19 protein-coding genes and 1 pseudogene are annotated in these 25,072 nt (G+C 76.2%); 11 read left to right on the top strand and 9 right to left on the bottom strand.

Going from position 1 to position 25,072, the window contains the following annotated elements; translation table 11 throughout:
- Positions 1 to 147: 147 nt before the first annotated feature.
- A complete protein-coding gene (locus H9657_RS18140) occupies positions 148 to 1,215 on the top strand; it encodes a ThiF family adenylyltransferase (protein ID WP_191784843.1) in 1,068 nt (355 codons plus the stop codon).
- Positions 1,216 to 1,243: 28 nt separating this feature from the next.
- On the opposite strand, the gene H9657_RS18135 is transcribed toward H9657_RS18140, so the two are convergent.
- Both H9657_RS18135 and H9657_RS18130 read right to left on the bottom strand, forming a co-directional pair.
- A complete protein-coding gene (locus tag H9657_RS18135) occupies positions 1,244 to 1,585 on the bottom strand; it encodes a WhiB family transcriptional regulator (protein ID WP_318241591.1) in 342 nt (113 codons plus the stop codon).
- 408 nt (positions 1,586 to 1,993) lie between these two features.
- Positions 1,994 to 4,006, bottom strand: a complete 2,013-nt coding sequence (locus tag H9657_RS18130) for an ATP-dependent helicase (protein WP_191784842.1) — start codon at positions 4,004 to 4,006, stop codon at positions 1,994 to 1,996.
- Positions 4,007 to 4,085: 79 nt separating this feature from the next.
- On the opposite strand from H9657_RS18130, the gene H9657_RS18125 reads away from it, so the two are divergent.
- Positions 4,086 to 4,346, top strand: a complete 261-nt coding sequence (locus H9657_RS18125) for a mycoredoxin (protein WP_191784841.1) — start codon at positions 4,086 to 4,088, stop codon at positions 4,344 to 4,346.
- Positions 4,347 to 4,405: 59 nt separating this feature from the next.
- On the opposite strand, the pseudogene nudC reads toward H9657_RS18125, so the two are convergent.
- Positions 4,406 to 5,323: pseudogene (gene nudC / locus H9657_RS18120) on the bottom strand (NAD(+) diphosphatase); the annotation flags it as partial.
- Positions 5,324 to 5,524: 201 nt separating this feature from the next.
- Here nudC and H9657_RS18115 point away from each other — a divergent pair.
- Positions 5,525 to 6,463: a phosphotransferase gene (locus tag H9657_RS18115; RefSeq protein ID WP_191784840.1), complete on the top strand. Its 939-nt coding sequence runs from the start codon at positions 5,525 to 5,527 to the stop codon at positions 6,461 to 6,463.
- 35 nt (positions 6,464 to 6,498) lie between these two features.
- On the opposite strand, the gene H9657_RS18110 is transcribed toward H9657_RS18115, so the two are convergent.
- Together H9657_RS18110 and H9657_RS18105 are read right to left on the bottom strand one after the other, a co-directional pair.
- Positions 6,499 to 10,044, bottom strand: a complete 3,546-nt coding sequence (locus tag H9657_RS18110) for an ATP-dependent helicase (protein WP_191784839.1) — start codon at positions 10,042 to 10,044, stop codon at positions 6,499 to 6,501.
- On the bottom strand, positions 10,041 to 13,268 hold the full coding sequence (locus tag H9657_RS18105; protein WP_318241590.1) for an ATP-dependent helicase: 3,228 nt from the start codon (positions 13,266 to 13,268) through the stop codon (positions 10,041 to 10,043). The genes H9657_RS18110 and H9657_RS18105 overlap by 4 nt, the downstream gene beginning before the upstream one ends.
- A 120-nt stretch (positions 13,269 to 13,388) precedes the next feature.
- Between H9657_RS18105 and H9657_RS18100 the strand changes: the two genes are divergently transcribed.
- Both H9657_RS18100 and H9657_RS18095 read left to right on the top strand, forming a co-directional pair.
- Positions 13,389 to 14,057: a TetR/AcrR family transcriptional regulator gene (locus H9657_RS18100; RefSeq protein ID WP_191784837.1), complete on the top strand. Its 669-nt coding sequence runs from the start codon at positions 13,389 to 13,391 to the stop codon at positions 14,055 to 14,057.
- Between the two features lie 57 nt (positions 14,058 to 14,114).
- Positions 14,115 to 14,342 carry a DUF3107 domain-containing protein gene (locus H9657_RS18095; RefSeq protein ID WP_191784836.1) on the top strand — a complete coding sequence of 76 codons (228 nt, stop codon included), beginning with the start codon at positions 14,115 to 14,117 and terminating at the stop codon, positions 14,340 to 14,342.
- An 85-nt stretch (positions 14,343 to 14,427) separates the two neighbouring features.
- Here H9657_RS18095 and H9657_RS18090 read toward each other — a convergent pair whose 3' ends face one another.
- Positions 14,428 to 15,210, bottom strand: a complete 783-nt coding sequence (locus H9657_RS18090; protein WP_191784835.1) for a ferritin-like fold-containing protein — start codon at positions 15,208 to 15,210, stop codon at positions 14,428 to 14,430.
- 357 nt (positions 15,211 to 15,567) lie between these two features.
- On the opposite strand from H9657_RS18090, the gene H9657_RS18085 reads away from it, so the two are divergent.
- Positions 15,568 to 17,448 carry a DEAD/DEAH box helicase gene (locus H9657_RS18085; RefSeq protein WP_191784834.1) on the top strand — a complete coding sequence of 627 codons (1,881 nt, stop codon included), beginning with the start codon at positions 15,568 to 15,570 and terminating at the stop codon, positions 17,446 to 17,448.
- Between the two features lie 124 nt (positions 17,449 to 17,572).
- Here the strand turns inward: H9657_RS18085 and H9657_RS18080 are convergent, their stop codons facing one another.
- Positions 17,573 to 18,193, bottom strand: a complete 621-nt coding sequence (locus H9657_RS18080) for a MarC family protein (protein WP_191784833.1) — start codon at positions 18,191 to 18,193, stop codon at positions 17,573 to 17,575.
- On the bottom strand, positions 18,190 to 19,032 hold the full coding sequence (locus H9657_RS18075; RefSeq protein WP_191784832.1) for a PHP domain-containing protein: 843 nt from the start codon (positions 19,030 to 19,032) through the stop codon (positions 18,190 to 18,192). Before H9657_RS18075 ends, H9657_RS18080 begins: the two co-directional genes overlap by 4 nt.
- Before the next feature lie 68 nt (positions 19,033 to 19,100).
- Here H9657_RS18075 and H9657_RS18070 point away from each other — a divergent pair, with 68 nt between their 5' ends.
- On the top strand, positions 19,101 to 20,663 hold the full coding sequence (locus tag H9657_RS18070) for an aminopeptidase P family protein (RefSeq protein ID WP_191784831.1): 1,563 nt from the start codon (positions 19,101 to 19,103) through the stop codon (positions 20,661 to 20,663).
- Positions 20,664 to 20,699: 36 nt separating this feature from the next.
- Here the strand turns inward: H9657_RS18070 and H9657_RS18065 are convergent, their stop codons facing one another.
- A complete protein-coding gene (locus H9657_RS18065) occupies positions 20,700 to 21,338 on the bottom strand; it encodes a general stress protein (RefSeq protein ID WP_225215626.1) in 639 nt (212 codons plus the stop codon).
- A gap of 109 nt (positions 21,339 to 21,447) precedes the next feature.
- Between H9657_RS18065 and H9657_RS18060 the strand changes: the two genes are divergently transcribed.
- The 4 genes from H9657_RS18060 to H9657_RS18045 form a co-directional block, all read left to right on the top strand.
- On the top strand, positions 21,448 to 22,758 hold the full coding sequence (locus tag H9657_RS18060) for a magnesium transporter MgtE N-terminal domain-containing protein (protein ID WP_191784830.1): 1,311 nt from the start codon (positions 21,448 to 21,450) through the stop codon (positions 22,756 to 22,758).
- Positions 22,751 to 23,299 carry a DUF1003 domain-containing protein gene (locus tag H9657_RS18055; protein ID WP_191784829.1) on the top strand — a complete coding sequence of 183 codons (549 nt, stop codon included), beginning with the start codon at positions 22,751 to 22,753 and terminating at the stop codon, positions 23,297 to 23,299. The genes H9657_RS18060 and H9657_RS18055 overlap by 8 nt, the downstream gene beginning before the upstream one ends.
- A gap of 66 nt (positions 23,300 to 23,365) precedes the next feature.
- The gene (locus H9657_RS18050) at positions 23,366 to 24,532 is read left to right on the top strand and encodes an Mrp/NBP35 family ATP-binding protein (protein ID WP_191784828.1); all 1,167 of its coding nucleotides are present in this window, start codon (positions 23,366 to 23,368) and stop codon (positions 24,530 to 24,532) included.
- A 255-nt stretch (positions 24,533 to 24,787) separates the two neighbouring features.
- A partial coding sequence (locus H9657_RS18045; RefSeq protein WP_191784827.1) for an endo-1,4-beta-xylanase occupies positions 24,788 to 25,072 on the top strand: 285 nt, incomplete at its 3' end.

Genomic DNA, 25,072 nt, shown 5'->3' with positions numbered 1-25,072 from the left:
CCCCCCCCCCCCACGACCGCCCCACGCGGGCACCGTCGCACGCGACGGTGCCCTCGTCGCGTCCGTGCCCCTGGCGCGCGTGACCGCGCGGACGCGACCTGTGGACGACGCCCGACGCGTCGCGCCGCGCGGTGCCATCGTGTCGCGATGAGCCGGCCGACCCGCGACGACGTGCTGCTGCGACCCGGGCTGCGCGCCCTGCCACGCTCCGAGGACGAGGTGCAGGTCGGCACCGACCCGCGCTGGGCGGTGCGCCTCGCGGGGCTCGCGCCGGCCGAGGTCCTGCTGTGGTCGCAGGTCGACGACACGACGGACCTCACGCGGCTGCCGGACCGAGCCCGCGCCGCGGGGCTCGACGGCGCGACGGTCGCGGCGACCGTCGAGGAGCTGCGCCGCGCCGGGCTCACCCGCCCGCGGCCCGACACCACGACCGTCGTCCACGGGCCGGCCGCGGCCGACGCCGCGGCGTGGTCGCTCCTGCTGCCCGACGCCGCCGGTGACGGCGTCGTCGGGGCTCGCGCGGGCGCCGTGGTCGGCGTCGTCGGCCTCGGCCCGACCGGGCTGGGGGTGGCCCGCCAGCTGGCTGTCGCCGGTGTGGGCACCCTCCTGCTCGACGACGACGACCCCGTGCGCTCCCCCGACGTCGCCGCCGGGACGCACCGGTGGGCGGACGTCGGGACGCCCCGGGCCGTGGCGGCACGCCGCGTGCTGCGCGAGTCCGCGCCGGGCGTGCGCACCGACGCGGACGGCGCCCCGGAGGTCGTCGTCGTCGTGGAGCACGAGGCCGCCGACCCCGTGCGCGCGGTGCGGCTCATGGGCGAGGACCTGCCGCACCTGTCGGTCGTCGTGCGCACGGCCGACGCGCTGGTCGGGCCGTTCGTGCGTCCCGGGACCGACCCGTGCCTGCGGTGCCTCGACCTGCACCGTACGGACGTCGACCGCGCGTGGCCCACGGTGCTCGGAGCGCTGACGCGCGGCGCAGGGCCGCACGCGGCGCCGCCGGGCGAGGTCGGCGTGCTGGCCGGGGCGTGCGCGGCACTGGCCGCGGCGCAGGTGCTCGCGCTGCTCGCCGGGACGACGCCGTCGCTGTGCGGCGCGACCGTCGAGCTGACCCTGCCGGACCTCGTCGGCCGCGAGCGACGCTGGGCGGTGCACCCCGCGTGCGGCTGCCGCGTGCCGCCGCGGACGACGGATGCCGGGCCGCGCGAGGGGTGACCTCGCACGGCCCGGCGTCGACCCTGGGTCAGGCGGCGCTCGCGTCCTTCCGGGGCCGACCACGGCCACGCTTGGTGGCCACGATCACGCCACCGACGAAGACCTGCCCGCCCCACACGCCCCAGGGCTCGGCGCGCTCGACGGCGCCCGCGAGGCAGCCCTCGATGATCGGGCACTCGCGGCACAGGGCCTTCGCCTGCTCCACGTCGGCCTGGCGCTCCGCGAACCACAGCTCGGCGTCGTAGGACCGGCACGGGATGAGATCCGCGACCATCCGGTCGAACTTCTCGTTCGTCGTCGCGGTGCTGCTGGTGGGCCAGGGGCCGGATCCGCCCTGGTTCACGTTGTCGAGCAGCGTCGTGAGCCGCACGATGTCCTCCTGGTGTCCTTGCGAGGGTGAGCTGTGGGTGCCGGATCGGGCCCGCTCTGCCCCCGGTGGAGACCGGAGAAACGAGAGAGGCCGCGGATCCGAGTTCGGACTCCGCGGCCTGCCTACGTGCTGAGGCTGGTGCTACGGAGTCCTGTGACCGAGATCGGTGCCGAACGTCACGGGGCGAGGACGACGCGTGCGCCCGGACATGGGCACAGCGATCCCCTGGAAGGTGCCGGCAGTGGGCGCGAGGGCGCGCGTGTACTCATGACGCCACGACGACTTCACGATCGTGTTGATCTCCACGCTTCAGCACCTCCTCTCCAGGTCGGGTCCCGCCTCTTCGGCAGCACCCCGCGAACAAGGACGTGACCACCCTAGGGCGGCCCGTCACGACGTCACAAGCAATTAACGGAACTTCGCCCCGACGCCGCTGTCGGGCCGTCCGACGGGCTCGTCGGCGACCACGCGCAGCAGGTCGTCCCCGTACTCGCGCAGGCGCGTCTGGCCCAGCCCCTGCACGTACCGCAGGTCGGCCGGCTGCGTCGGCATCGCCGCCGCGACCGCCTCGAGGGCCACGTCCGGCAGCACGCGGAACGCCGGGACGCCGCGCTCGTCGGCGACCTGCGCGCGCCACTGCCGCAACCTGTCGAGGACCGCCGGGTCCGCGGCCGCCGAGGCACGTCCCCCCGCACCGCGCCGCGCGTCCTCGCCGGGCCACAGACCCGCGAGGAAACGCGACCGCGCGCGCGAGGCACGCGACCCCGGCGTGCGCGCCGCGGCGTACGACAGCTCCAGGTGGCGGCGCGCACGCGTCACGCCGACGTACAGCAGGCGCCGCTCCTCGGACACGGCGGCCTCGGTCTGCGCGAGCGAGATCGGGAGGAGCCCGTCGGACAGGCCCGCGAGGAAGACCGCGTCCCACTCCAGGCCCTTCGCGGCGTGCAGCGACGCGAGCGTCACGCCGTCGACCGTCGGGGCGTGCTGGGCCGACGCACGGTCGTCGAGCTCGGCCACGAGGTCGGGGAGCGTCGCCTGCGCGCGCAGCTCGACCATGTCGTCGGCGAGCCCGACGAGCGCCTGCATCGCGTCCCACCGCTCGCGCGCCGCACCACGGGCGGACGGGGGCTGCGGCGCCCATCCGACGGAGGTGAGGATGTCGCGCACGGTCTGACCGAGGGGGACGTCCGGGTCGGCGGACCGGGCACCGCCGCGGAGCAGCACGAGCGCGTCGCGCACGTCGCGGCGCGCGAAGAAGCGTGTGCCGCCGCGGACCTGGTACCCGACGCCGGCGGCGGCCAGCGCCTGCTCGAACGCCTCCGACTGCACGTTGGTGCGGTACAGGACGGCGATCTCGCTCGCCGGGACGCCGGCCGCGACGAGCCGCGCGGCGCGCGCAGCGATGCCCGCCGCCTCGGCGTCGTCGTCGTCGTACGCGGTGAACCGCACCTGGGGGCCGTCGGGCTGCTGCGCGACCAGGTGCAGCGGCACGGGGTCGCCGGGCCGCCGCGTGGCCGTCAGCACGCGGTTCGCCAGCGACACGACCTGCGGCGTCGAGCGGTAGTCCCGCACCAGGCGCACGACCTGCGCACCCGGGTGCTTCGAGGCGAACGTCAGCAGGTGGTGGGGCGACGCGCCGGCGAACGAGTAGATCGTCTGGCTGGGGTCACCCACGACGCACACGTCGTGCCGTCCCCCGAGCCACTGGTCCAGCAGGTACTGCTGCAGCGGGCTGACGTCCTGGTACTCGTCGACCACGAAGTGCCGGTACTGCGCGCGCACCTCGTCCGCGACCTCGCCGCGCTGCGCCAGCATGGCGGCGAGCAGCAGGAGCACGTCCTCGAAGTCGATGACGCCCCGCTCGGTCTTGACGTCCTCGTACGCCGTCATGAGCCGGGCCACCGCCTGCGCGTCCTGACCCGCCGGCGCCGGGCGCCGCACCGCCGCGGCCGCGCGCTCGTAGTCCTCCGCCGTGACGAGCGACACCTTCGACCACTCGATCTCGGCCGCGAGGTCGCGCACCGTGACGCGGTCGACCGCGACGCCCACCCGGCGACCGGCCTCCGCGACGAGCGTCGCCTTCTGCTCGGCCAGCCGCGGCGGGGCGCCGCCGACGACGCGGGGCCAGAAGTGCCCGAGCTGGCGCAGCGCGGCGGCGTGGAACGTGCGCGCCTGCACGCCGGACGCACCGAGGTCACGCAGCCGGACCCGCATCTCGCCGGCGGCGCGCGCGGTGAACGTCACCGCCAGGACCGACGCCGGGCGGTAGACCCCGGTGCGCACGCCGTAGGCGATCCGGTGGGTGATCGCGCGGGTCTTGCCGGTGCCCGCACCTGCGAGCACGCAGACGGGACCCGTCAGGGCGGTGGCGACGGCGCGCTGCTCGGGGTCGAGCGCGTCCAGGAGGGAGTCGGCGGACATCGGGGACAGTCTCCCAGCCCCCACCGACAGCGCGTGCGAGGATCTGTGGAAGGAACACCGCCAGCACCTGCGAGGAACCATGACGACCCCCACACCCGCCCCCGGCAGCGTGACGATGTACTCCACGACGTGGTGCGGGTACTGCCACCGGCTGCGCAAGCAGCTCGACTCGGTCGGCATCCCCTACGACGTCGTCGACATCGAGCAGCAGCCGGAGGCCGCGCAGTTCGTCGAGACCGTCAACGGTGGCAACCAGACCGTGCCGACGATCGTCTTCCCCGACGGGTCCGCCGCGACCAACCCGTCCCTGGCGCAGGTGCGCGAGCGCCTCGGGGTCTGACGGCCGCGGTCGAGTCCGGCGAGGTGCTGCTGCCTGGGGGGGCGGCCCCACCACTGCTCGACGAGCGCACGCGCGATCGACGCGCCGCCAGGCAGCAGCACCTCGCCGGACTCGACCGCGGCCGTCAGCTCGTCGCGCGTGAACCACCGGGCGTCCGCCATCTCGACGCCGTCGACCTCGACGTGCGTGCTCGTCGCGCGCGCCCGGAACCCGAGCATCAGCGAGGCGGGGAACGGCCACGGCTGGCTGCCCACGTACTCGACGTCACCGACGACGACGCCCGTCTCCTCGAGCACCTCGCGCCGCACCGCCTGCTCCGCGGGCTCCCCCGCCTCCACGAAGCCGGCGAGGGTCGACCAGCGGCCCGCCGGCCACGCGGCCGCGTGCCCCAGCAGGAGCCGGTCCGCGTCGTCGACGACGGCCATGATGACCGCGGGGTCGGTGCGCGGGTAGTGCTCGGAGCCGTCGACGTCGCAGACGCGCGACCACCCGGCCTGCGCGGCGCGGGTCGGGGCGCCGCAGCGGGGGCAGCGCGGGTGGCGGTCGTGCCACGCGTCCAGCGCGACCGCCGCGGTGGCCAGCCCCGCGTCGTGCGCGTCGAGCGACGCACCGACGGTGCGCAGCGACGCCCAGCCACCGGGCCCCGCCGGGCCGTCGGGCAGGTGGACCAGGACGTCCGCCGGCTCGCCGCCCGTCGTCAGCGGGTGCTGGTCCGGCAGGCGCAGCGCGAGGACGCGCGTGCCGTCGTCCTCCTCGCCCAGCAGCAGCCAGGCGTCCGACGTGGGACCCGGAGTGACGGCGTCGGGGTCGGCCGCGGCGACCAGCGCACCCGCCGACGCGGGGTCGAGCCAGCGGACGCGGCCCTCGTCGGCGAGCAGCAGCCCCCCGTCGCGGACCGCCAGGACGCGCGTGCGCGGGTCGGCCAGCGCGTCGGCGACGACGTGCGGGACCTCGCGCAGGTGCGCCGCGCGAGGCACCGTCGAGCGCGCGAGCGGGAGGCCGGACAGGACGTGGTGGGTCACGCCCGCCACGCTACGCGGCCCACCGCGACGACCGGCCGTGCGGTCGCACGCGCCGGGCCGGCCCCCGTCACCACCCGGCCACCGCAGGACGAACCGGACGCCGACACACCGCGCGTCGTGGCCGTGCGGCGATCGCTGGGACCTACGCTTGCGGTCGTGAACCGTTCGCCGCTCGCACTCGCCGCTCTTGCGACCGTCGCCGTCCCGGGTCTCGACGCGTACGACGTGCGGCGACCCGCGCACCCGGGGGCGGACTTCGACGTGGCCGTGGTGGTCGACTCCGTGCGTCAGCGCTGGGTCGTGCGGGCTCCGCAGCACCCGGCCGCGGGGGCCGCGCTCGAGGCCGAGGTCGCCCTGCTCGACGCGCTCGGCACGCTGGTCGACGACGGCCGGCTGCCGTTCGCGGTCCCGCGTCCCGTCGGCTTCGCGCACCTGCCGGAGGGCGGGCGGGCGAGCGTGCACCGCGAGCTGCCCGGTCGTGCCCTGCAGCTGGAGACGCTCCGGCCCGGACCCGGCCTCGCCGCGACCGTCGGGCGCGCCGTCGCCGCGATCCACGAGCTGCCGACGTCGGTCGTCGAGAACGTCGGCCTACCGGTCTACGACGCCGCGGGGTACCGGGAGCGCCGGCAGGCGGAGGTCGACGAGGCCGCACGCACGGGCCTGGTCCCGCCGTCGCTGCTGCGCCGCTGGGAGGAGCTGCTGGAGGACGTCGCGATGTGGCGCTTCCGGCCGACCGTCGTGCACGGTGACCTGTCGAGCAACCACCTGCTCGTGGCCGACGGCGCCGTGGCCGGCGTGCTCGACTGGGGCTCGACCATGGTCGCCGACCCCGCCGACGACCTGTCGTGGCTGCTGGTCGCGGCACCGCAGGACGCCGTCGACGCCATCCTCGAGGCCTACCTGCTGCGCCGCACCGAGCTGACCGACCCGCACCTGGCCGACCGCGCCCTGCTCGCCGGTGAGCTGGCGCTCGCGCGGTGGCTGCTGCACGGCGTGCGGGCCCAGCGCCAGGACGTCGTCGACGACGCGGTGCAGATGCTCCGCGACCTCGAGGAGCACACGCTGGTGGACGAGGCCGCGGGCCAGTTCTCGTAGGGCGGACCGCTCGCTCACCCGTTCCCTGCAGCCGCTCACCCGCTCCTGCGGCGCCGGGAGGTGGTCGGTCCCGCGGGGCGGCCGCGCCGCGCGCCGCGCTGCTCCGGTGCCCGGCCGGCCGGCACGGTGCCGGCGCCCGGGCCCACGCTCGCCGCGGCGGGCGCGGCGTCGGCGAGCAGGCGCGCCACCTCCGCCTCCCCCGGCAGCTCCTCCGGGACCACGGTGAGACCGGCCCCCACGTAGCAGAACGCGGCGCGCACCAGCTCCGGGTCCGTCCCGGTCAGGCGTGCCCACGCGATGCGGTAGACGGCGAGCTGGAGGTCGCGCGACGCCCGGTCCGCCGTGCTCCGCGGCGGCGAGCCCGTCTTCCAGTCGACCACCACGACGGCTCCCGGCACGTCCGGCCGGTCGGGGTCGGCGAAGACGGCGTCGATGCGGGAGCGCAGGACGTACCCGCCGATCGTCGTCTCGACGTCGACCTCCACCGCCACGGGCGAGCGGTGCGCCCACGGGGTGCGCAGGAAGGCGGCGCGCAGCTCCGCCTGGCCCGGGTCGTCCGGCAGGACGTCGTCGTCGGCGCCGGGCAGGTCGTCGACGTCCACGAGCGTGGCCTGCCCGTACCAGGCCTCCACCCACGCGTGGAACGCCGTGCCGCGCCGAGCCTGGGGGGACGGCTCGCGAGGCACGGGGCGTCGCAGCCCGAGCGCGAACTGCTCGGGCTGGGCGTCGAGGCGCACGAGCGACGACGCCGACAGGTGGGCCGGCAGCGCGACGCGCGCGTCACCGCGACGACGCGCGGCCTGCTCGGCCAGCAGCCGGTCCGCGAGCACGTCCCAGTCCTCGCCCTGCCGTGACGCGGTCGCGACGTCCGAGGCACCGGCCGTGCCCGGGCCGGGGCTCGGGTCCGCACCGAGCGTCGCCCCGGCGTCGAAGGCCGGCGCCCCGTCGGTGGCCGTCGGCGACCCGGCACCCTCAGGGAGGTCGGCCAGCGCGGCACGCACGGCCTCGGCCGCGGCCGTGACCGCCGCCCGACGCGGTGCGGCGCCGTCACGCGCGAACGGGTCCGCCGGCCACACGGCCGTCGGCGTCGACGCGCCGCGCGGGTTCGGGGTGCCCGCCTCGGGCTCCTCGGCACGCGCCACCACCTCGACGAGGCCCGCGTCGACGAGCTCGGTGAGGAACGGCGACAACCGTCGCGGTGCCTTCGGCTCACCCCAGTACGCGGCCGACAGCAGCAGCGCCTCGCGCGCCCGCGTCAGCGCGACGTACGCGAGCCTGCGCTCCTCGGCCACCTCGTGGTCGCCCGCGTCGAGGCGGAACCTGTCGAGGCGCTCCGCGAGCTCCTTGGGCGACTCGGCGCCCGCGCACTCGAGCCGGGGCAGGTCGTCCGCGTCACCGCGCAACGGGTACGGCAGCACGCCCAGGCCCGTGAGCCACGCGGAGTCCTTGGGCCCGTCCTTGCCCAGCATCGCCGTCGCCGGCAGCCCGCCGTCGACCATGCCCGCGACCGCGACCGCGTCCCACTCCAGCCCCTTCGCCGCGTGCACCGTCGTGACCTGGACGGCGTCCGGGTCGGGCTCGGTGACCGGCAGCTCGAGCCCGTCCTCGCGCGCGTCGGCGGCCTCGAGCCACGCGAGGAACGCACCCAGCGTGGGACGGTCGGCGCCGCGCGCGAACTCGGCGGCGACGTCGGCGAACGCGTCGAGGTGGGCGCGCGCACGGCCCGGCGAGACGTCGGCGCGCGCCTGCACCTCGATGTCCAGCCCGAACAGCCGCTCGGCCTCGCCGACGAGCTCGGGCAGCGACAGCCCCTGCTGCGCGCGCACGGCGCGCAGCACCGTGGCCAGGTCCGTGAGCCGGCGTCGACCCTCCGGGGTCACCACGCGTCCGGCAGGGCTGCGCCACCCCGGGGGCGGCGGGTCGTCCAGCGCGTCGACGAGGCTGCGCTCGTCGACGACGTCGGCCTCGACGCCCTCGCCCCCGGGAGCACGCCCGCCCGCCGGGCGGGCGCCGAGCCGCGCCCACTCCCCCAGCGCGTGCAGGTCGGCCGCGCCGAGCCGCGTCCGGGCGCCCGTCAGCAGCCGGACCACGGCGTCGCCGCGCGTCGGGTCGTACGCCGCCTGCAGCACCGCGACCAGGTCCACGACCTCGGGCGTGGCGAGCAGACCGCCCAGCCCGACGACCTCGACCGGCAGGCCGGCGGCCCGCAGGGCGCGGCGCAGCGGCTCGAACTGCGAGCGCTTGCGGCACAGCACGGCCGCCGTGCGCCGTCCCGACGGGTGCAGCGCGGGGCGCCACCGCTGCGCGACCCAGGCCGCGACGGCCTCCGCCTCGTCCTCGACGGTGGCCGCCACGAGCGCCTGGACGGTGCCGTCCCCGGCTCCGGGCCGTGGTGCCAGGCGCGGCACGTCGACGCGTGCGCCGCCCGTGCGCAGCGGCGCGGCCACGGCGTTGGCGGCGTCCAGGACCGCGACGTCGTTGCGCCACGAGGTCGACAGCGGGACGACGTCGGCGGGACGACGCCGCTCGCGGCCGTCCGGTGCGTCCTCCACGACGGGGAACGCCGCGGGGAACCGTGCCAGGCCGCCCGGGCTCGCACCGCGCCAGCCGTAGATCGACTGGTGCGGGTCACCGACCGCGGTCACGGGGTGACCTGCCGTGAACAGCGCCTGGAGCAGGACCAGCTGCGCGTAGGACGTGTCCTGGTACTCGTCGAGCAGCACGACGCGGAACCGGTCGCGCTCACCGGCGCCCACCTCGGGGACGTCGCGCGCGATGCGGGCCGCGAGCGCCACCTGGTCCCCGAAGTCGAGGCTGTCGGCGGCGCGCTTGCGCGCGCGGTAGTCGGCGACGAGGTCCAGCACGCGCGAGCGCTCCCCGAGGGAGGCGACCAGCTCGCGGACCTTGGCGTACGGCGCGCGCGGCGGCGTGCCGGGGGGCGTCTCCTCGAGGCTCGCGACGAGCGACTCGATGCCCTCGCGGGCGCTCGCGGGGTCCAGCAGGTGCTCGTCGAGGGCGCCGGAGAGCGCGAGCACGGCGTCGACGACCGTGGACGTCGCGGCCGACGTGTCGAGGTCGCCGGACCACGACTCGACGACCTGCGACGCGAGCTGCCACTGCGCGGCCTCGCCCAGCAGCCGGGCACCGGGCTCGACACCCAGGCGCAGGGCGTGGTCGGTCACGAGCGACGCGGCGTACGCGTGGTACGTCGACACGTGCGGACGCGCCAGCTCGTCGACGACGTCCGCACCCGTCGGCAGCGCGACGCCCTCCGCCGCGGCCGCGCGCACCAGCCCGCGCAGCCGGCGGCGCACCCTCTCGGACAGCTCGCCGGCGGCCTTGCGCGTGAACGTCAGGCCCAGCACCTGGTCCGGGGCGACCAGGCCGTTGGCGACGAGCCACACGACCCGCGCCGCCATCGTCTCGGTCTTGCCCGACCCGGCGCCCGCGACGACGAGCGACGGGCGCAGCGGAGCCTCGATCACGGCCCGCTGCTCCTCCGTCGGCGGGTGCTGGCCGACCAGCTGCGCGATCCGCAGGGCCGACAGACCCGCGACGGCGGGGACGACGTCGGTGCTCATGCGACCACCTGCCCGCCCTCGCCGCGCAGCGGGCACGCGCGGCGCACGGGGCAGCGGTCGCACAGGTCGTTCGCGCGCGCCTCGAAGCTCGAGGCCGCCATGCGGTCGGCGACGTCGTCGACGAGCACGCGCGCCCAGCTCGGCCCCGAGCCCTCCGCACCCAGCGCGTCCTGCCGGCGCTGCGTGGGTCCGCCGGAGCCCTGCGCGAGGTGGACGAGCCGCGCGGCGACGCTGTGCGCCCCGGGCTCGAGCCCCGGGACGGCGCCCGCGTCGACCGCCAGCTGGTACGCGCCGAGCTGGGCGTGCTCGGCGGCCTGCGCCAGGGTGGGCACGCGCGTGCCGGTCTTGAGGTCGACGACCTCCACGGCGCCGGGCGCGCCCTCGCCCTCCACGACCGCGCGCTCGACGCGGTCGACCGACCCCCGCACGACGGCACGGTCGGTCTCGAGCGTGAAGGGCGCCTCCACGAGCACCGGCTCGCCGGCGTGGCGCAGGTAGGCGGCCAACCGCTCGACCATGGCGTCGGCCTTGCGCCGCGCCGCGACCGACGGCCAGCCCTCCCCCAGCCCGAGCTCGTGCCAGCGACGGTCGAGCTCGGCGCGCAGGGTCGGCAGGTCGGCCGTCGGGTGCTCCTGCGCGATGGCGTGCACGAGCGTGCCGAGGGACTGCTGGGCGGACGACGCGGGAGTGCCGCCCGCCGCCTCGAGCGCCCACCGCAGCGCGCACCGCTGCGCCGTCTCCAGGCGCGAGGGCGACACCGGGACCTTCGCGTCGGCGGGCCACAGCGGCTCGTCGCTCGACGGCTCCGGCAGGCCGAACCAGGACGCGGGGTCCGCGCCGGGGACGCCGTGGGCCGCGAGACGCGCGAGCGTCCGCGCGGCGGCCGTGTCCGTCTCGCCCTGCGCCGCCGCGCGCTCGAGCGCGGCCCGCAGCCGGGCGACGAGCCCACGCAGGTCGAGCGGTGCCGGTGCGCTGGTCCGCCGGGGGTCGGGGCCCTCGTCGTCGGAGCCGGGCTGCACGAGGTCGAGGAAGGGCGACGGTGTCGCGTCCTGGTCGTCCACGGCCGTCACCATCAGGTGCGTGCGCGCACGCGAGCACGCCAGCGCGAAGGTGCGCAGCTCGTCGGCCAGCACGGCACCGCGCGCGGCCCGCGCGTGCTCCTCACCCGGGCCGCCGGCCGTCGCGCGACCTGCCAGGACGTCGACCAACGTCTGGGCCCCGAGCAGCGAGTCGCGCAGCCGCAGGTCGGGCCACACGCCCTCCTGGACGCCGACCACCGCGACGACCTCCCACGACCCGCCCGCGGCACCGGCCGGGGTGAGCACGCTGACGCCGGCCGCGCGCGACGCCGCTGCCAGCGAGTCGGCGGGCAGGTCCTGCGCCATCACCCAGTCGACGAACGCGCGCGGCGTCGCCTGCGGCATGCGCTCGACGAAGGTCTCCGCCGCACGGAACAGCGCCAGGACCGCGTCGAGGTCACGGTCCGCACGCTCGCCGCCGGAGCCGCCGGCGAGGGCGGCACGCCGCCACGGCTCGGCGAGCCCCGCGCGGTCCCACACCGCCCACAGGACGGCCTGCACGTCCGCCCCGGGCTGCACCGCCGCGTCGCGCCCCGCCTGCAGCAGCTGCGCCAGACGCTGCACCGGCCGACCCACGTGCGGCTCGAGCGTCGCGGCACGGTCGGGCGCCGCGAGCGCCTCGACGAGGAGCACGTCGCTCGACCGTCCCCCGCCGCCCGCGAGCTCCTCCGCGCGCAGCGCACGGCGCACCCGGCGCAGGCCCACGGCGTCCAGGCCACCCAGGGCCGAGCACGCGAGCCGGGCCGCGACCTCGGCATCCAGCTCGTCGGGCTGCAGCGCGACGCGCACCGCGTCGAGCAGCGGCCGCACGGCCGGCTCGTCGCGCAGCGGCACGTCGCTCCCGACGACACGGACGGGGACCCCGGCCTGCGCGAGCGCACGCCGGACCGCCGTCACGCGGCCCCCGGAGCGCGCGAGCACGGCCATCTCGTCCCACGGGACACCGCCCTGCAGGTGCGCGCGCCGCAGGCGGTGCGCGACCCAGGCGGCCTCCTGCGCGGCGCTGGGCAGCACCGCGACGCGGGGCGCCGGCCCCTGCGCACGGTCCTGCGGGACGACCGCCCGCCGGTGCGCGACGGTGCCGGACGCGGCGACGCGCTCGGTGATCCGCGCGGTGACGTCCCGCAGCGGCGCGCTCTGCCGCCACACCGTGCGCAGCACCACGTGCTCGGCCGCGTGCTCGCCGGGACCGGCCGCGGTCGCCCGCGCGACGAGCGACGGCTGCGCGCCGCGGAAGGTCTGGACCGCCACGTCGGGGTCCCCCAGCAGCAGGAGCCGCGCGCCACCGTCGGCGAAGGCCCGCAGGAGCCGCGCGGTGGCCGCGGTGCTCTCCTGGTGGTCGTCGACGACGACCAGCCGACGCCGCGGGCACGGCACCCCCGGGACCTCGTCGTCCCAGCCGCGCAGCGCGGCGACGGCCGCGTCCACCACGACCGCGGGGTCGAGGCGCTCGCCCGCGTCGGGCGTGGCCGTCGCGAGCGCCATCACGTCCAAGTACTCCTCGTACACGCGCGCGGCCGCGATCCACGCGGGACGCTGCTCGCGCCGCCCGAGCGCCGCCAGGTCGGTCGGCGCCAGGCCGCGCTCGGCCGCCCGCATCAGCAGGTCGCGCAGCTCGTCGCGGAACGCGCGCGTCCCCAGCGCCGCCTCCGGCACGCCGGGCGGCCACACGGGCCCCGGCACCTCGCCCGAGGCGTGCCCGGCCAACAGCTCGGCCAGCGCGAGGTCCTGCTCCGGCCCCGACACCAGCACCGGCGTCGGCTCGCCGAGGGCGCCCGCACGTGCGCGCAGCACCGCGAAGGCGACCGCGGCGGCCGTCTGCACGAGCGGCCGACCCGCCGTGCGTCCCAGCCGCACCGCGAGGCGGTCGCGCAGGTCGGCCGCCGCCCGGCGGCTCGCGGCCAGCACCAGCACGTCGTCGGGCGCGAGCCCCGCGGCCACCGCGGCGGCCGCGGCCTCGAGGGCGACGGTCGTGCGGCCCGTCCCGGGGGCCCCGGTGACGAGCAGCGCGCGGTCGGTGCCGGCGGCGACGCGCTCGACGACCTCACGCTGCCGGTCGTCCAGCACGGGCCGGGCCGCCGCACCGAGCGCCGCGCGCTCGACGAGGGGTGCCGCCACGAGCCTGGTCGTCGGTGCCGTCGTCACGGGCCCGATCACATCACGTGCCACCGACATCCCCGGCCGGCACGCGCGGGAGCGGGCGCCGCGCCCCGGAGGTCGCGGACGCGACGCCTGCCCGCAACACACCGTCGCTACGATCGGCGGATGACCGACGCCCAGGACGCCTCCGGCAGCCGTGCCCGTGGGCAGCGGATGGCGCGCGCCGAGCGCAGGTCGCAGCTCCTGACGATCGCGCTCGACCTGTTCGCCACCGAGGGGTTCCACCACGTCTCGATGGACGACATCGCCGAGCGCGCCGAGGTCAGCAAGCCCGTGCTGTACCGGCACTTCCCGTCCAAGCTCGACCTCTACCTCGCCGTCGTCGACGAGCAGGGGGCGGACCTCCTCGCGGCCGTCGAGCGCGCCGTGGCACCGCTCGAGGCGGGCCCGGTCGCGCGCGGCGAGGGCCGCAGGGTCGTCGCGGCCGTGGTCGAGGCGTACCTCGCCTTCGTGCAGGTCGCGGGCGAGTCCTCGACGCTCCTGTTCGAGTCCGACGTCACGCGCGACACGCAGGTACGCGGCCGGGTCGAGCACGCGGCGGGCGAGGTGACCCGGCGCATCGCCGAGGTGCTCGGCGGGGTCACGGGACGCGACCGCGCCGACGCCGACGTGCTGGCCGCCGCGCTCGTCGCCACGGCGCAGGGTGCCGCGACGTACTGGCTGCGGCACGGCGGCGGCCAGGGCATCGAGCGTGTGGTCGAGCTGGTGACCGACCTGCAGTGGCGGGGCCTCGCCGGCCTCGTGCGGCCCGACTACCCGTACGGGGACGCCTAGGATCGGGGACGACCAGCCCGACGCGGTGCGTCGGGTCCCGTCCGATGAGGAGTGCCCGTGGAGATCACGATCGGCGTGCAGCACCACTCGCGCGAGCTGACGCTCGAGTCCGACCAGTCGGCGGACGAGATCGTCGCGGCCGTGCAGGCGGTGCTCGACGGCAAGGCCGCGACGCTCGACCTGACCGACGTCCGCGGACGTCGCGTCATCGTGCCCGCCGCCGTCCTCGGCTTCGTCGAGATCGGCGCCGAGATCAAGGGGCGCGTGGGCTTCGGCCAGGTGTGACCTCGTCCCGACGCCCGGCTCGTGCCGGGCGTCGGGCGCGTCCGGCCCTCGTCCCGGGCCCCGCGGTCGTCAGGCCGTCAGTAGGTCAGGCCGTCAGACGCAGCCGCGACATGCGGCGCGTGTGCTCGGCGGTCAGCTCGTTGAAGACCGTGGCGGGCGTCTGCGACGCGCGGGCACCCGACGCCGGCGCGCCGGACGCACCCTCGGCGGCACCCGCACGGTCGAGCACGCGCGCGACCTCGGGACGCTGCGCGACCCGCTGCACGACGCCCAGCGCCTCACCGACCAGGCGCCGGCCCCACAGCGCGAGCCGCGACGACAGCACGTCGTCGGCCGCGCACGCCTGGTCGAGCTCGCGCACGGCGAGCTCGCTGCGCGACACGTCGTCGAGGACGTCCGCCACCAGCCGCGCCGACTCCTCGTCGAGGCCCCGGGCCACGAGCCGGCAGAAGTCGTCCGCCACGCCGTACCCGACGTAGGCCTTGAGCAGCCGCTCCGCCCATGTGCTGGAGGGCGTACGCGTGTCGAAGTCCGTGAGCACGCCGTCGAACCTGCCGAGCGCCGCCACGGCGTCCCCGCCCAGCTCCTCGATGCGCGCGAGCACGCGGTCGCGCCGCTCGGTGCAGCGCGCGGCCAGGCGGCTGAGCGCCAGCGACTGCTCGAGCCGGGGCGCCTGTCGGCTGTCGTCCGCGAGGCGCGCGAAGGCCTGGTGCTCGAGGCTCGCGACGAGGCCGAGGACCTCGACGGCGTCGGCGACCTCGAGCCCGCGCAGGGCCTCGACGTCCTTGCCGGCACGGTTCGCGGACCGGTCGTCGGCGCCCTCCTGCTCGGGACGCAGGGGTCGGGCGTTGCCTGCGCTGGTCGTCATCGGGCGATCGTAGCGCCGGGGGGCGCGCCGACCGGCGCCCCCGACCTGGGGTGCGGCACCCGCGTCGGATAGACTGGTGTGGTACATCCCGTACATCGGTTGCCCGTTCGTCTCGGTTTCCCGGTCCGGCTCCGTGCCGCGACCCTCCCCGCACGATGCGCACCGGCCTGACGCCTGCAGGGCTCGACGCCCGCGGACGCGCCGGCAGGGTGCGCCGCGCGGGGCGACTTCTACGATCGGCTGCCGGCCAACCCGCGTGGCGCAGCCCGCTGTCGCCCGGGGCGGACGAGCGCACGCCGCGCCGCCGGCCCCCGGCTGCACCGTGAGCCGCCACCCTGGCAGTGAAGAGCCGCACACGTGACCACCGACCAGACAGTCGACCAGCAGCCGCGCACCGACGCCGCCGTCGACCCCGCCGTCCCCGACTTCCGCACCGCGGCCGACGCGGTCCCGACCGAGTCGCCGACCGGCTCGCGCCGCGCCACGTCCGTGCAGGCGGTCGACGCCTCGTTCGCGGACTTCGACGTCCGGCCCGAGATCGTGGCGGCGCTCGCCGCCGCCGGGATCACGCAGCCGTTCCCGATCCAGGCGATGACCCTGCCGGTCGCGCTGTCGGGCCACGACATCATCGGCCAGGCCAAGACGGGCACCGGCAAGACGCTCGGCTTCGGCGTCCCGCTGCTGCACCGCGTCATCGCGCCGGGCGAGCCGGGCTACGAGCAGCTCGCCGCGCCCGGTGAGCCGCAGGCGCTCGTGGTCGTGCCGACGCGTGAGCTCGCCGTGCAGGTCGCGGGCGACCTCGCCATGGCGTCGACCGGCCGCAAGGTGCGCATCGTGCAGGTCTACGGCGGGCGCGCGTACGAGCCCCAGGTCGAGGCGCTCAAGCGGGGCGCCGACGTCGTCGTGGGCACCCCGGGCCGCATGATCGACCTGCTCAACCAGCGTCACCTGCGCCTCAACCACGCGACCGAGGTCGTGCTCGACGAGGCCGACGAGATGCTCGACCTCGGGTTCCTCCCCGACGTGGAGAAGCTGCTCGCGGCGACCCCGGCCAACCGTCACACGATGCTGTTCTCGGCGACCATGCCGGGCGCCGTCGTCGCGATGGCACGTCGGTACATGTCGCAGCCCACGCACATCCGCGCGTCGGCGCCGGACGACGAGGGCCAGACGGTCAAGAACATCAAGCAGGTCGCGTACCGCGCGCACGCGCTCGACAAGGTCGAGCTGCTCGCCCGCATCCTGCAGGCACGGGGCCGTGGCCTGACCATCGTCTTCGCGCGGACCAAGCGCACGGCCGCCAAGGTCGCGGACGACCTCGTCGAGCGCGGCTTCGCCGCCGGCGCGATCCACGGCGACCTGGGGCAGGGCGCCCGGGAGCAGGCGCTGCGCGCCTTCCGGCACGGCAAGGTCGACGTGCTCGTGGCCACCGACGTCGCCGCCCGCGGCATCGACGTCGAGGACGTCACGCACGTGATCAACTACCAGTGCCCCGAGGACGAGAAGACGTACCTGCACCGCACGGGCCGCACCGGGCGCGCGGGGAACAAGGGCACCGCGGTGACGTTCGTCGACTGGGACGACCTGCCGCGCTGGGGCCTCATCGACAAGGCGCTCGGGCTGGGCATCCCCGCCCCGGTCGAGACCTACTCGTCGTCCCCGCACGTCTACACGGACCTCGACATCCCCGAGGGCACCAAGGGTCGCCTGCCGAAGTCGCAGCAGACCCGCGCCGGCCTGGGTGCCGAGGTGCTCGAGGACCTCGGCGAGACCGGCAAGCGTGGCGGCGGTGCGCGCCCCCCGCGCGCCGACGAGCGCCCCGCGGGACGTCGTGACGGCGGACGCGACGCAGGCCGGGACGGCGCACGCGACGGTGGCCGGACGGCCTCCCGCGGCGCGGCTGCCACCGCCGGAGCGCCGCGTGCCGCAGCCGACGCCGACGCCGCACCGCGCGAGGGTGACGCGGGCGAGCGCACGGGCGAGGGCCGCCGCCGTCGTCGTGGCGGCCGTGGCCGCACGGGTGGCGACGGCGCCGCGCGCACCGACCAGGCCCCCGCGCAGGCTCCCGACCGGAGCAGCGAGCCCCGCGCCGAGCGACCCGCTCGCGAGGCAGCGCCGGACGGTGGCGCCTCCGCCCCCGCGGACGGCGAGTCCGCGGGCGCACCGCGCCGTCGCCGCCGTCGCCGCTCGCGCGACGGTGCGGCCGGCGCACCGGCGGACGCCGGTTCGGACGCCTGACGCCCGCTCCACGCAGCACCGCACCGCCCCCGTGCCACCGGCACGGGGGCGGTCGTGCGCCCGGGCACGTCACGCCGTCACGGGGACGCACCGGCCCGCAGGCGCGGGCGGCCGGCTCCCGCCGTCAGATCTGGCGCGCGAACGCCAGCACGGCGTCGGCGAGGAGCTGCACCGCGATCGCGGCGAGCAGCAGGCCCGCGATGCGGCTGACCAGCATCGTCCCGGAGTCCTTGAGCACGCGGTGGATCGCGCCGGCGAACCTCATGGACAGCCACAGGCACACGTGCACGAGCAGGATGCCGAGCGCGAGCGCCACCCAGTCGGACGGCTCGGTGGACTGCTGGACGTAGACCATCGTCGCGACGATCGCTCCGGGGCCCGCGAGCAGCGGCGTGCCGAGCGGCACGAGCGCGACGTTGCCCTGCGTGCCCTCGTAGCCCTCGTTGCTGTCCATCTTGCCGGTGAGCAGCTCCATCGCCACGAGCAGGAGCAGCAGGCCCCCCGCACCCTGAAGGGCCTGGACCGACACGTGCAGGTAGTTGAGCAGCGACTGGCCGAAGAGCGCGAAGCCGACGATCACGCCGAAGGCGACGAGGATCGCCTGCCGGGCTGCGCGCGCCCGCTGCTGGCGGGTCATCGACCCGGTGAGCGCGAGGAACAGCGGCACCGTCCCCGGCGGGTCCATGATGACGAACAGCGTCACGAACACCGAGAGGAACAGCTGGACGTCGAGCACGCCGTTCACGGCCCCACCACCTCCGTCGTCCCCTGGCGGACGATCTCGTCGAGCACGTGCGGGGCGGTCAGGTTCTCCCCCAGGACGTTGAGCTTGCCGGTGCCGTGGTAGTCGCTCGACCCGGTGACCAGCAGGTCGAGGCGGTCGGCGATGGCCAGCAGGCGCTCGCGCTGCGCCGGCGAGTGGTCCCGGTGGAACACCTCGAGGCCGGCCAGGCCCGCCTCCGCGAGCTCGTCGAAGACGCGGTCCGGGACGATCCTGCCGCGCGCGTCGGCCGCCGGGTGCGCGAAGACGGGGACACCGCCCGACGCGCGGATCGCCGCGACCGCCAGGGGCGCCTCGGGCGCGTAGTGGTCGACGTGGTACGGGCCGTCGGACGCGAGCAGGTGGGCGAAGGCGGCGTCCCGGTCCGGGACCACGCCGCGCGCGACGAGCGCGTCGGCGATGTGCGGGCGTCCGACGACCACGGCGTCGCGCGCCTGTTCGAGCACGTCCTGCCAGGTGATGGGCACGTCACGCGCGAGCCGCTCGACGATGTGCCGCGCGCGGTGCACGCGCGACTCGCGGGCGCGCTCGAGCTCGTCCGCGAGCTCGGGCCGCGCGGGGTCCTGCAGGTAGCTCAGCAGGTGGACGCTGACGCCGCGGGCGCGGGCCGAGACCTCGGTGCCGCGCACGAGCGCGATGCCGACCTCGCGCGCGGTCGCCGCCGCCTCGTCCCACCCGACCGTGGTGTCGTGGTCGGTCAGGGCGACGACGTCGAGGCCGGCGTCGCGCGCGGCCGTGACGAGCTCGGCCGGGGTCTGCGTGCCGTCCGACGCACGCGAGTGCGTGTGGAGGTCGATGCGCACCCACCCACGCTATCCGCTCGTGAGCAGGGCCCCGGCACACGGTGCGCGGGCGGCACCATACTGGAGCGGTGAGCACCGACGAGCGACCCGAGAACCTCACCCCCGAGACCGTCACCCCGGCCGTGGCCGAGGGTGACGAGCAGCCGCTGGACGAGCGCGGCACCAACCGGTCACGACGTCCCCAGTCGCGCCGGTTCGTGGAGTTCGTGACCTCCGGCTGGGCCGAGCGCCCCGCCTCGACGGCCGTGCGGGCGCCCGTGGCGGACCGGGCGGCCGAGCGGCGCAGCGCCCTGTCCGCGCAGTTCCCCGGCGCGCGGCTGGTCGTGCCCGCCGGCTCCTTCAAGGTGCGCTCGAACGACACCGACTTCCGGTTCCGCCCCCACGCCGCGTTCGCGCACCTCACGGGGCTCGGCACGGAGCAGGAGCCCGACGCGGTCCTCGTGCTGCACCCGGTCCCGGACGGCACGGGTGACGACGGCAGCGCGCACCACGCCGTGCTGTACATGAACCCGCTCGCGGGCCGCGACACCCCGGAGTTCTTCTCCGACGCCCGGTACGGCGAGTTCTGGGTCGGCGCGCGGCCCACGCTCGACGAGATCGCCACGACGACGGGGATCGCGACCGCGCACGTCCAGGACCTGCGGGACGCGCTGGCCAAGGACGTGGGCGAGGACGGCGTGCAGGTGCTGGTGGTGCCCGGCGCCGACGAGGCCGTCGAGGAGGTCGTGGCGCAGATCCGCCGGCAGGAGGAGTCCGGCGAGGCCGACGCGCACCTCGCGGAGGCCCTCTCGGAGCTGCGGCTGCTGAAGGACGCCTACGAGGTCGAGCAGATGCGCCTGGCGGTGGACGCGACGATCGACGGGTTCGAGAAGGTCGTGCGCGCGCTACCCCGCGCGGTCGCCCACCGTCGTGGCGAGCGCGTCCTCGAGGGCACGTTCCTGGGGCACGCGCGCGAGGAGGGCAACGACGTCGGCTACACGACCATCGCGGCCGCGGGCGACCACGCGACGACGCTGCACTGGACGGACAACGACGGGCAGGTGCGGGCGGGCGAGCTCGTGCTCCTCGACGCGGGCGTCGAGGTCGACTCCCTGTACACGGCCGACGTGACGCGCACGCTGCCCGTGGACGGCGTGTTCAGCGACGTCCAGCGCCGCGTCTACCAGGCCGTCCTCGACGCCGCCGACGCGGGCTTCGCCGCGGCGGTGCCGGGAGCCCGGTTCCGCGACGTGCACGACGCCGCCATGCGCGTGCTCGCCGCCCGCCTCGAGGCGTGGGGCCTGCTGCCCGTCCCGGCCGAGGAGTCGCTCGACCCCGACAACCAGCACCACCGGCGCTGGATGGTCCACGGCACGTCGCACCACCTGGGCCTGGACGTGCACGACTGCGCCGAGGCCCGTGCCGAGCTCTACCTCGACGGGGTGCTGCAGCCCGGCATGGTGTTCACGATCGAGCCCGGGCTCTACTTCAAGTCGGACGACCTGCTCGTGCCGGCCGAGTACCGGGGCATCGGCGTGCGGATCGAGGACGACGTCCTGATCACCGCCGACGGCAACGAGAACCTGTCGGCGGCGCTGCCGCGCGACCCCGACGCGGTCGAGGCGTGGATGGCCGCGCTGCGCGAGGGCTGACCGCGCAGGGCCGGTCCCCCGGCGGCCGCGCGCGGCTCAGGTCGTCGGGGGTGCGGGCGGCTGCGCCGGAGGGGCCGGCGGCGGCATCGTCGGGGGTCCGGTCGGCGGGGCCGTCGGGGGCACCGTCGGCGACTCCGGCGTCGAGGTCGATCCCGGCGCGGGGGGCCGCACGGGCTCCGGCCAGCCGGACACGACGCCGCCGGTCTCCGCGAGCAGGTGGCGGGCCTTGTTGGCGTGCTCGGCCGGGCACAGCACCGAGTACGACGTCGCGACGATCTGGCTCGACGACGCGAAGTCGCGCCGACCGCGCGTCAGCGAGTACCCGATGACGGAGAACAGCAGGCCGAACGCGCCGCCGAACAGCACGGCGGGCAGCATGACGCCGGCCCCGCCGCCGGACGAGAACAGCGTGAGGATCAGCCCGACGAACAGGCCGAACCACGCACCGGACAGGAACCCGCCGAGCGCGGCGCTCGGGTAGGACAGCCGTCGCAGCACGCGCTCGACCATCCGCAGGTCCGTCCCGACGATCGTCACGGCGCGCACGGGGAACTCCTTGGTGGCGAGCAGCTCCACGGCCTTCTGCGCCTGCAGGTAGGTCCCGTAGGTCGCCACCGTCTCCCCCGTCGGCAGCGTGGGGGTCGTGGGGATCCGCTCGGACTGCGTGAACGACATGAGCCGATCCTCTCGCACACCACGGGGTGCCGCCAGGCTGGGCGCCGGGCGCGCCCCGCCCGCGATTCGCGCCGGGCCATGTGGGAGCCCGCCGTCTAGGCTGACCGGCGTGAGCAGCGTCGGGGCACGGGTGTTCGTCGCGCGCCTCGCCGGCACCGCCGTCTTCGACCCCATCGGCGACGAGGTCGGCAAGGTGCGCGACGTCGTCGTGCTCGTCCGGCTCAAGGGCGCACCGCGCGCGGTGGGCCTCGTGGTCGAGGTCCCGGGCCGCCGGCGGGTGTTCCTGCCGCTGACGAGGGTGACGGCGGTCGACGCCGGGCAGGTCATCTCGACCGGGCTGGTCAACATGCGCCGCTTCGAGCAGCGCGTGTCCGAGACGCTCGTCATGGGCGAGCTCCTGGACCGGACGGTCGAGCTGGCGGACGGGTCCGGCAGCGCGCGCGTCGAGGACGTCGCGATCGAGCTGCAGCGCAACGGCGACTGGCTCGTCACCAAGGTGTTCGTGCGGCGCACGGACCAGCGCGGCGGCCTGCTGCGGCGCCGCGGCGAGACGCTGCTGATGGCCGTGGAGGACGTCGTGGGCCTCGGTCGGCCCACGGCCGCCCAGGGTGCGCAGCTCCTGCTGGCCCAGTACGAGGACCTCAAGCCCGCCGACCTCGCCGACGTCCTGCACGACATGGGCGTCACCCGCCGGCTCGAGGTCGCGACCGCGCTCGACGACGAGCGCCTGGCCGACGTGCTGGAGGAGCTGCCCGAGGACGACCAGGTCGAGATCCTCGGCGGCCTCGAGCGTGGCCGGGCGGCGGACGTCCTGGAGGCCATGCAGCCGGACGACGCGGCCGACCTGCTCGGTGAGCTGTCCGCGGAGCAGGCGGCGGAGCTCCTCTCGCTCATGGAGCCCGAGGAGGCCAAGGACGTGCGGCGGCTCCTGGCGTACGCCGACAACACCGCGGGCGGCCTGATGACCACCGAGCCCGTGATCCTGGGGCCCGAGACGTCGATCGCGGCGGCGCTCGCGCACGTCCGGCGCCAGGACCTCAACCCCGCGCTCGCGTCGGTCGTGTTCGTCGCCCGCCCGCCGCTGGAGACGCCGACCGGCCGGTACATCGGCATCGTCCACCTGCAGCGGATGCTGCGGGAGCCGCCGCACGAGGCGATCGGGCAGATCGTCGACACCGACCTCGAGCCCGTCGCGGTCGACGCCCCGCTGCTGACGGTCACCCGCCAGCTCGCGACGTACAACCTGCTGGCACTGCCGGTAGTCGACGAGCAGCGCCGCCTCCTCGGGGCGGTCTCCGTCGACGACGTGCTGGACCACCTGCTGCCCGACGACTGGCGCGAGACGGACGACGTGCACGCCGGCCCGCCGACGCGCCCCACCCCCGTCGTCCGGGGCCGCGACGGGGTGCACCGTGGCTGACCGCCTCGACCAGCCGCGGGTCCGCAACCGCTCGCTGCTGCCGCGCATGCAGGTCGAGGCGGACGCTTCGGGCCGCGCGTCCGAGTCGATCGCCCGCTTCCTCGGCACGCCGCGGTTCATCGTGTGGCTCACGGTCTTCTGCGTCGTGTGGCTCGGGTGGAACGCGTGGGGGCCGGTCGAGCTGCGGTTCGACAAGTCGGCGAACGGCTTCACCGCGCTCACCCTCATGCTCTCGCTGCAGGCGTCGTACGCCGCTCCGCTGATCCTGCTCGCGCAGAGCCGTCAGGCGGACCGCGACCGGGTCGCCGCCGAGCAGGACCGCCAGCGCGCCGAGCGGAACCTGGCCGACACCGAGTTCCTGGCCCGTGAGATGGCGTCGCTGCGGATCGCGCTGTCCGAGGTGGCGACCCGCGACTTCGTGCGCTCCGAGCTGCGCAACCTGCTCGAGGACCTGCAGGCCGAGCAGGCGGAGGACGAGGACGGCGCGTCCGGCGGACGGCCGGGAGCCGACGTGGTCCGACGGGGGTCCGTCGAGCGCTGACGCCGATCCGGCGCCGACGGGGGGACGGCCCACGGGCTCGCCGCCGCGGCGACCTACGATGGTCGGGTGCCGCCCGTCGAGACCCCCGCCCCCGTCGATCCGCTGCTCGAGGCCGTCCGCACGGCGCTGACCACCGTGCAGGACCCCGAGATCCGCCGCCCGATCACGGACCTCGGGATGGTGCGCTCGGTGGCGATCGAGCCGCGTGACGCCGGGTCGTTCGTGGTCGTCGGGCTCGACCTGACGACGCCGGGCTGCCCGATGAAGGAGACGCTGACCCGGGACATCACGGCGGCGGTCACGCCGCTCGACGGGGTCGCGGGTGTCCGCGTGGACCTCGGCGTGATGTCCGCGGAGCAGCGCGCGGGCCTGCGCACGCTGCTACGGGGCACGTCCGCCGAGCCGCAGATCCCGTTCGCCCTGCCGGGGTCGTTGACGAAGGTGATCGCGGTGGCGTCCGGCAAGGGCGGGGTGGGCAAGTCCACCGTGACGGCGAACCTCGCGGTCGCGATGGCCGCCGACGGTCTGCGCGTGGGTGTCGTGGACGCGGACATCTACGGGTTCTCGATCCCTCGCATGCTGGGGGTCGACCGTCCGCCGACCAAGGTGGACGACATGCTCCTGCCGCCGGTGGCGCACGACGTCAAGGTCGTGTCGATCGGCATGTTCGTGCCCGCCGGCCAGCCGGTGGTGTGGCGCGGCCCGATGCTGCACCGGGCGCTGCAGCAGTTCCTGGCCGACGTGTTCTGGGGCGACCTGGACGTGCTGCTGCTGGACCTGCCGCCGGGGACCGGTGACATCGCCATCTCGGTCGCCCAGCTGCTGCCCGGTTCGGAGATCGTCGTCGTCACGACGCCGCAGCTCGCGGCCGCGGAGGTCGCGGAGCGCGCCGGTGCGGTGGCGGTGCAGACACGGCAGCGCGTCGTGGGCGTCGTCGAGAACATGGCGTGGCTCGAGCAGCCGGACGGGTCGCGCCTCGAGCTGTTCGGCGCCGGGGGCGGTCGCCGCGTCGCGGACAACCTGACGCGGCTCACGGGTGCCGACGTCCCGCTGCTGGGCCAGGTCCCGCTGGACGTGCAGCTGCGCGAGGCGAGCGACGGCGGCACACCGGTCGTGCTCGCGGCGCCGACGTCGCCGGCCGCCGTCGCGCTGCGTGCCGTGGCGAGCACCTTGGCGGCACGTCCGCGCAACCTGGCGGGCCGGTCGCTGGACCTGTCCCCCGTCACCCGCTGACCCACCTTCCCGATATTTTCGGGACCCTGCGGTCGCGCTCCCACGGCACCTGCGCGCCGACATGTGAGCCAGGTCACACGTGAGGGGCTGTTTATCGATACATCACCCCGTTGCGACCGCCTTGACTCCTACCTAAACGATTACGAACTCCTCGAAACCTCCCGAAACGCGTCGCGACGCATTGACGTTAAACCAGGAGGGACGGGACGGTGTGCTGCCGGCTTCCCCCGGCGAACCACCCTTGAGGAGGGATCGATGACGATCACACGTCACCGCCGCCGTCGGGCGCGCGCGGTCAGCGCCGTCGCCGTGGCGGCCATGGCCGTGGGCATGGCCGTGCCGCTGGCCCTGCCGGCCGCGGCCGCGGGCAGCACGCTGCAGGCAGCCGCCGCCGAGTCCAACCGGTACTACGGCGCCGCGATGGCCGGCAGCTACCTGAACAACTCGCAGATCACCGGGATCTTGAACCGTGAGTTCAACATGATCACGGCCGAGAACGAGATGAAGATGGACGCCACCGAGCCGAACCAGAACCAGTTC

The sequence above is a fragment of the Cellulomonas avistercoris genome, from assembly GCF_014836445.1.
GTDB classification, from domain to species: Bacteria; Actinomycetota; Actinomycetes; order Actinomycetales; family Cellulomonadaceae; genus Cellulomonas; species Cellulomonas avistercoris.
Note: the sequence above shows the minus strand (reverse complement) of the source record. Positions and strands in the feature narration are given on the sequence as shown.

Excerpts from the sequence above, each read along its gene's own strand:
- H9657_RS18140 (WP_191784843.1), top strand. The coding sequence starts at position 148 with ATGAGCCGGCCGACCCGCGACGACGTGCTGCTGCGACCCGGGCTGCGC.
- H9657_RS18130 (WP_191784842.1), bottom strand. The coding sequence starts at position 4,006 with ATGTCCGCCGACTCCCTCCTGGACGCGCTCGACCCCGAGCAGCGCGCC.
- H9657_RS18100 (WP_191784837.1), top strand. The coding sequence starts at position 13,389 with ATGACCGACGCCCAGGACGCCTCCGGCAGCCGTGCCCGTGGGCAGCGG.
- H9657_RS18090 (WP_191784835.1), bottom strand. The coding sequence starts at position 15,210 with ATGACGACCAGCGCAGGCAACGCCCGACCCCTGCGTCCCGAGCAGGAG.
- H9657_RS18065 (WP_225215626.1), bottom strand. The coding sequence starts at position 21,338 with ATGTCGTTCACGCAGTCCGAGCGGATCCCCACGACCCCCACGCTGCCG.
- H9657_RS18110 (WP_191784839.1), bottom strand. The coding sequence starts at position 10,044 with ATGAGCACCGACGTCGTCCCCGCCGTCGCGGGTCTGTCGGCCCTGCGG.
- H9657_RS18125 (WP_191784841.1), top strand. The coding sequence starts at position 4,086 with ATGACGACCCCCACACCCGCCCCCGGCAGCGTGACGATGTACTCCACG.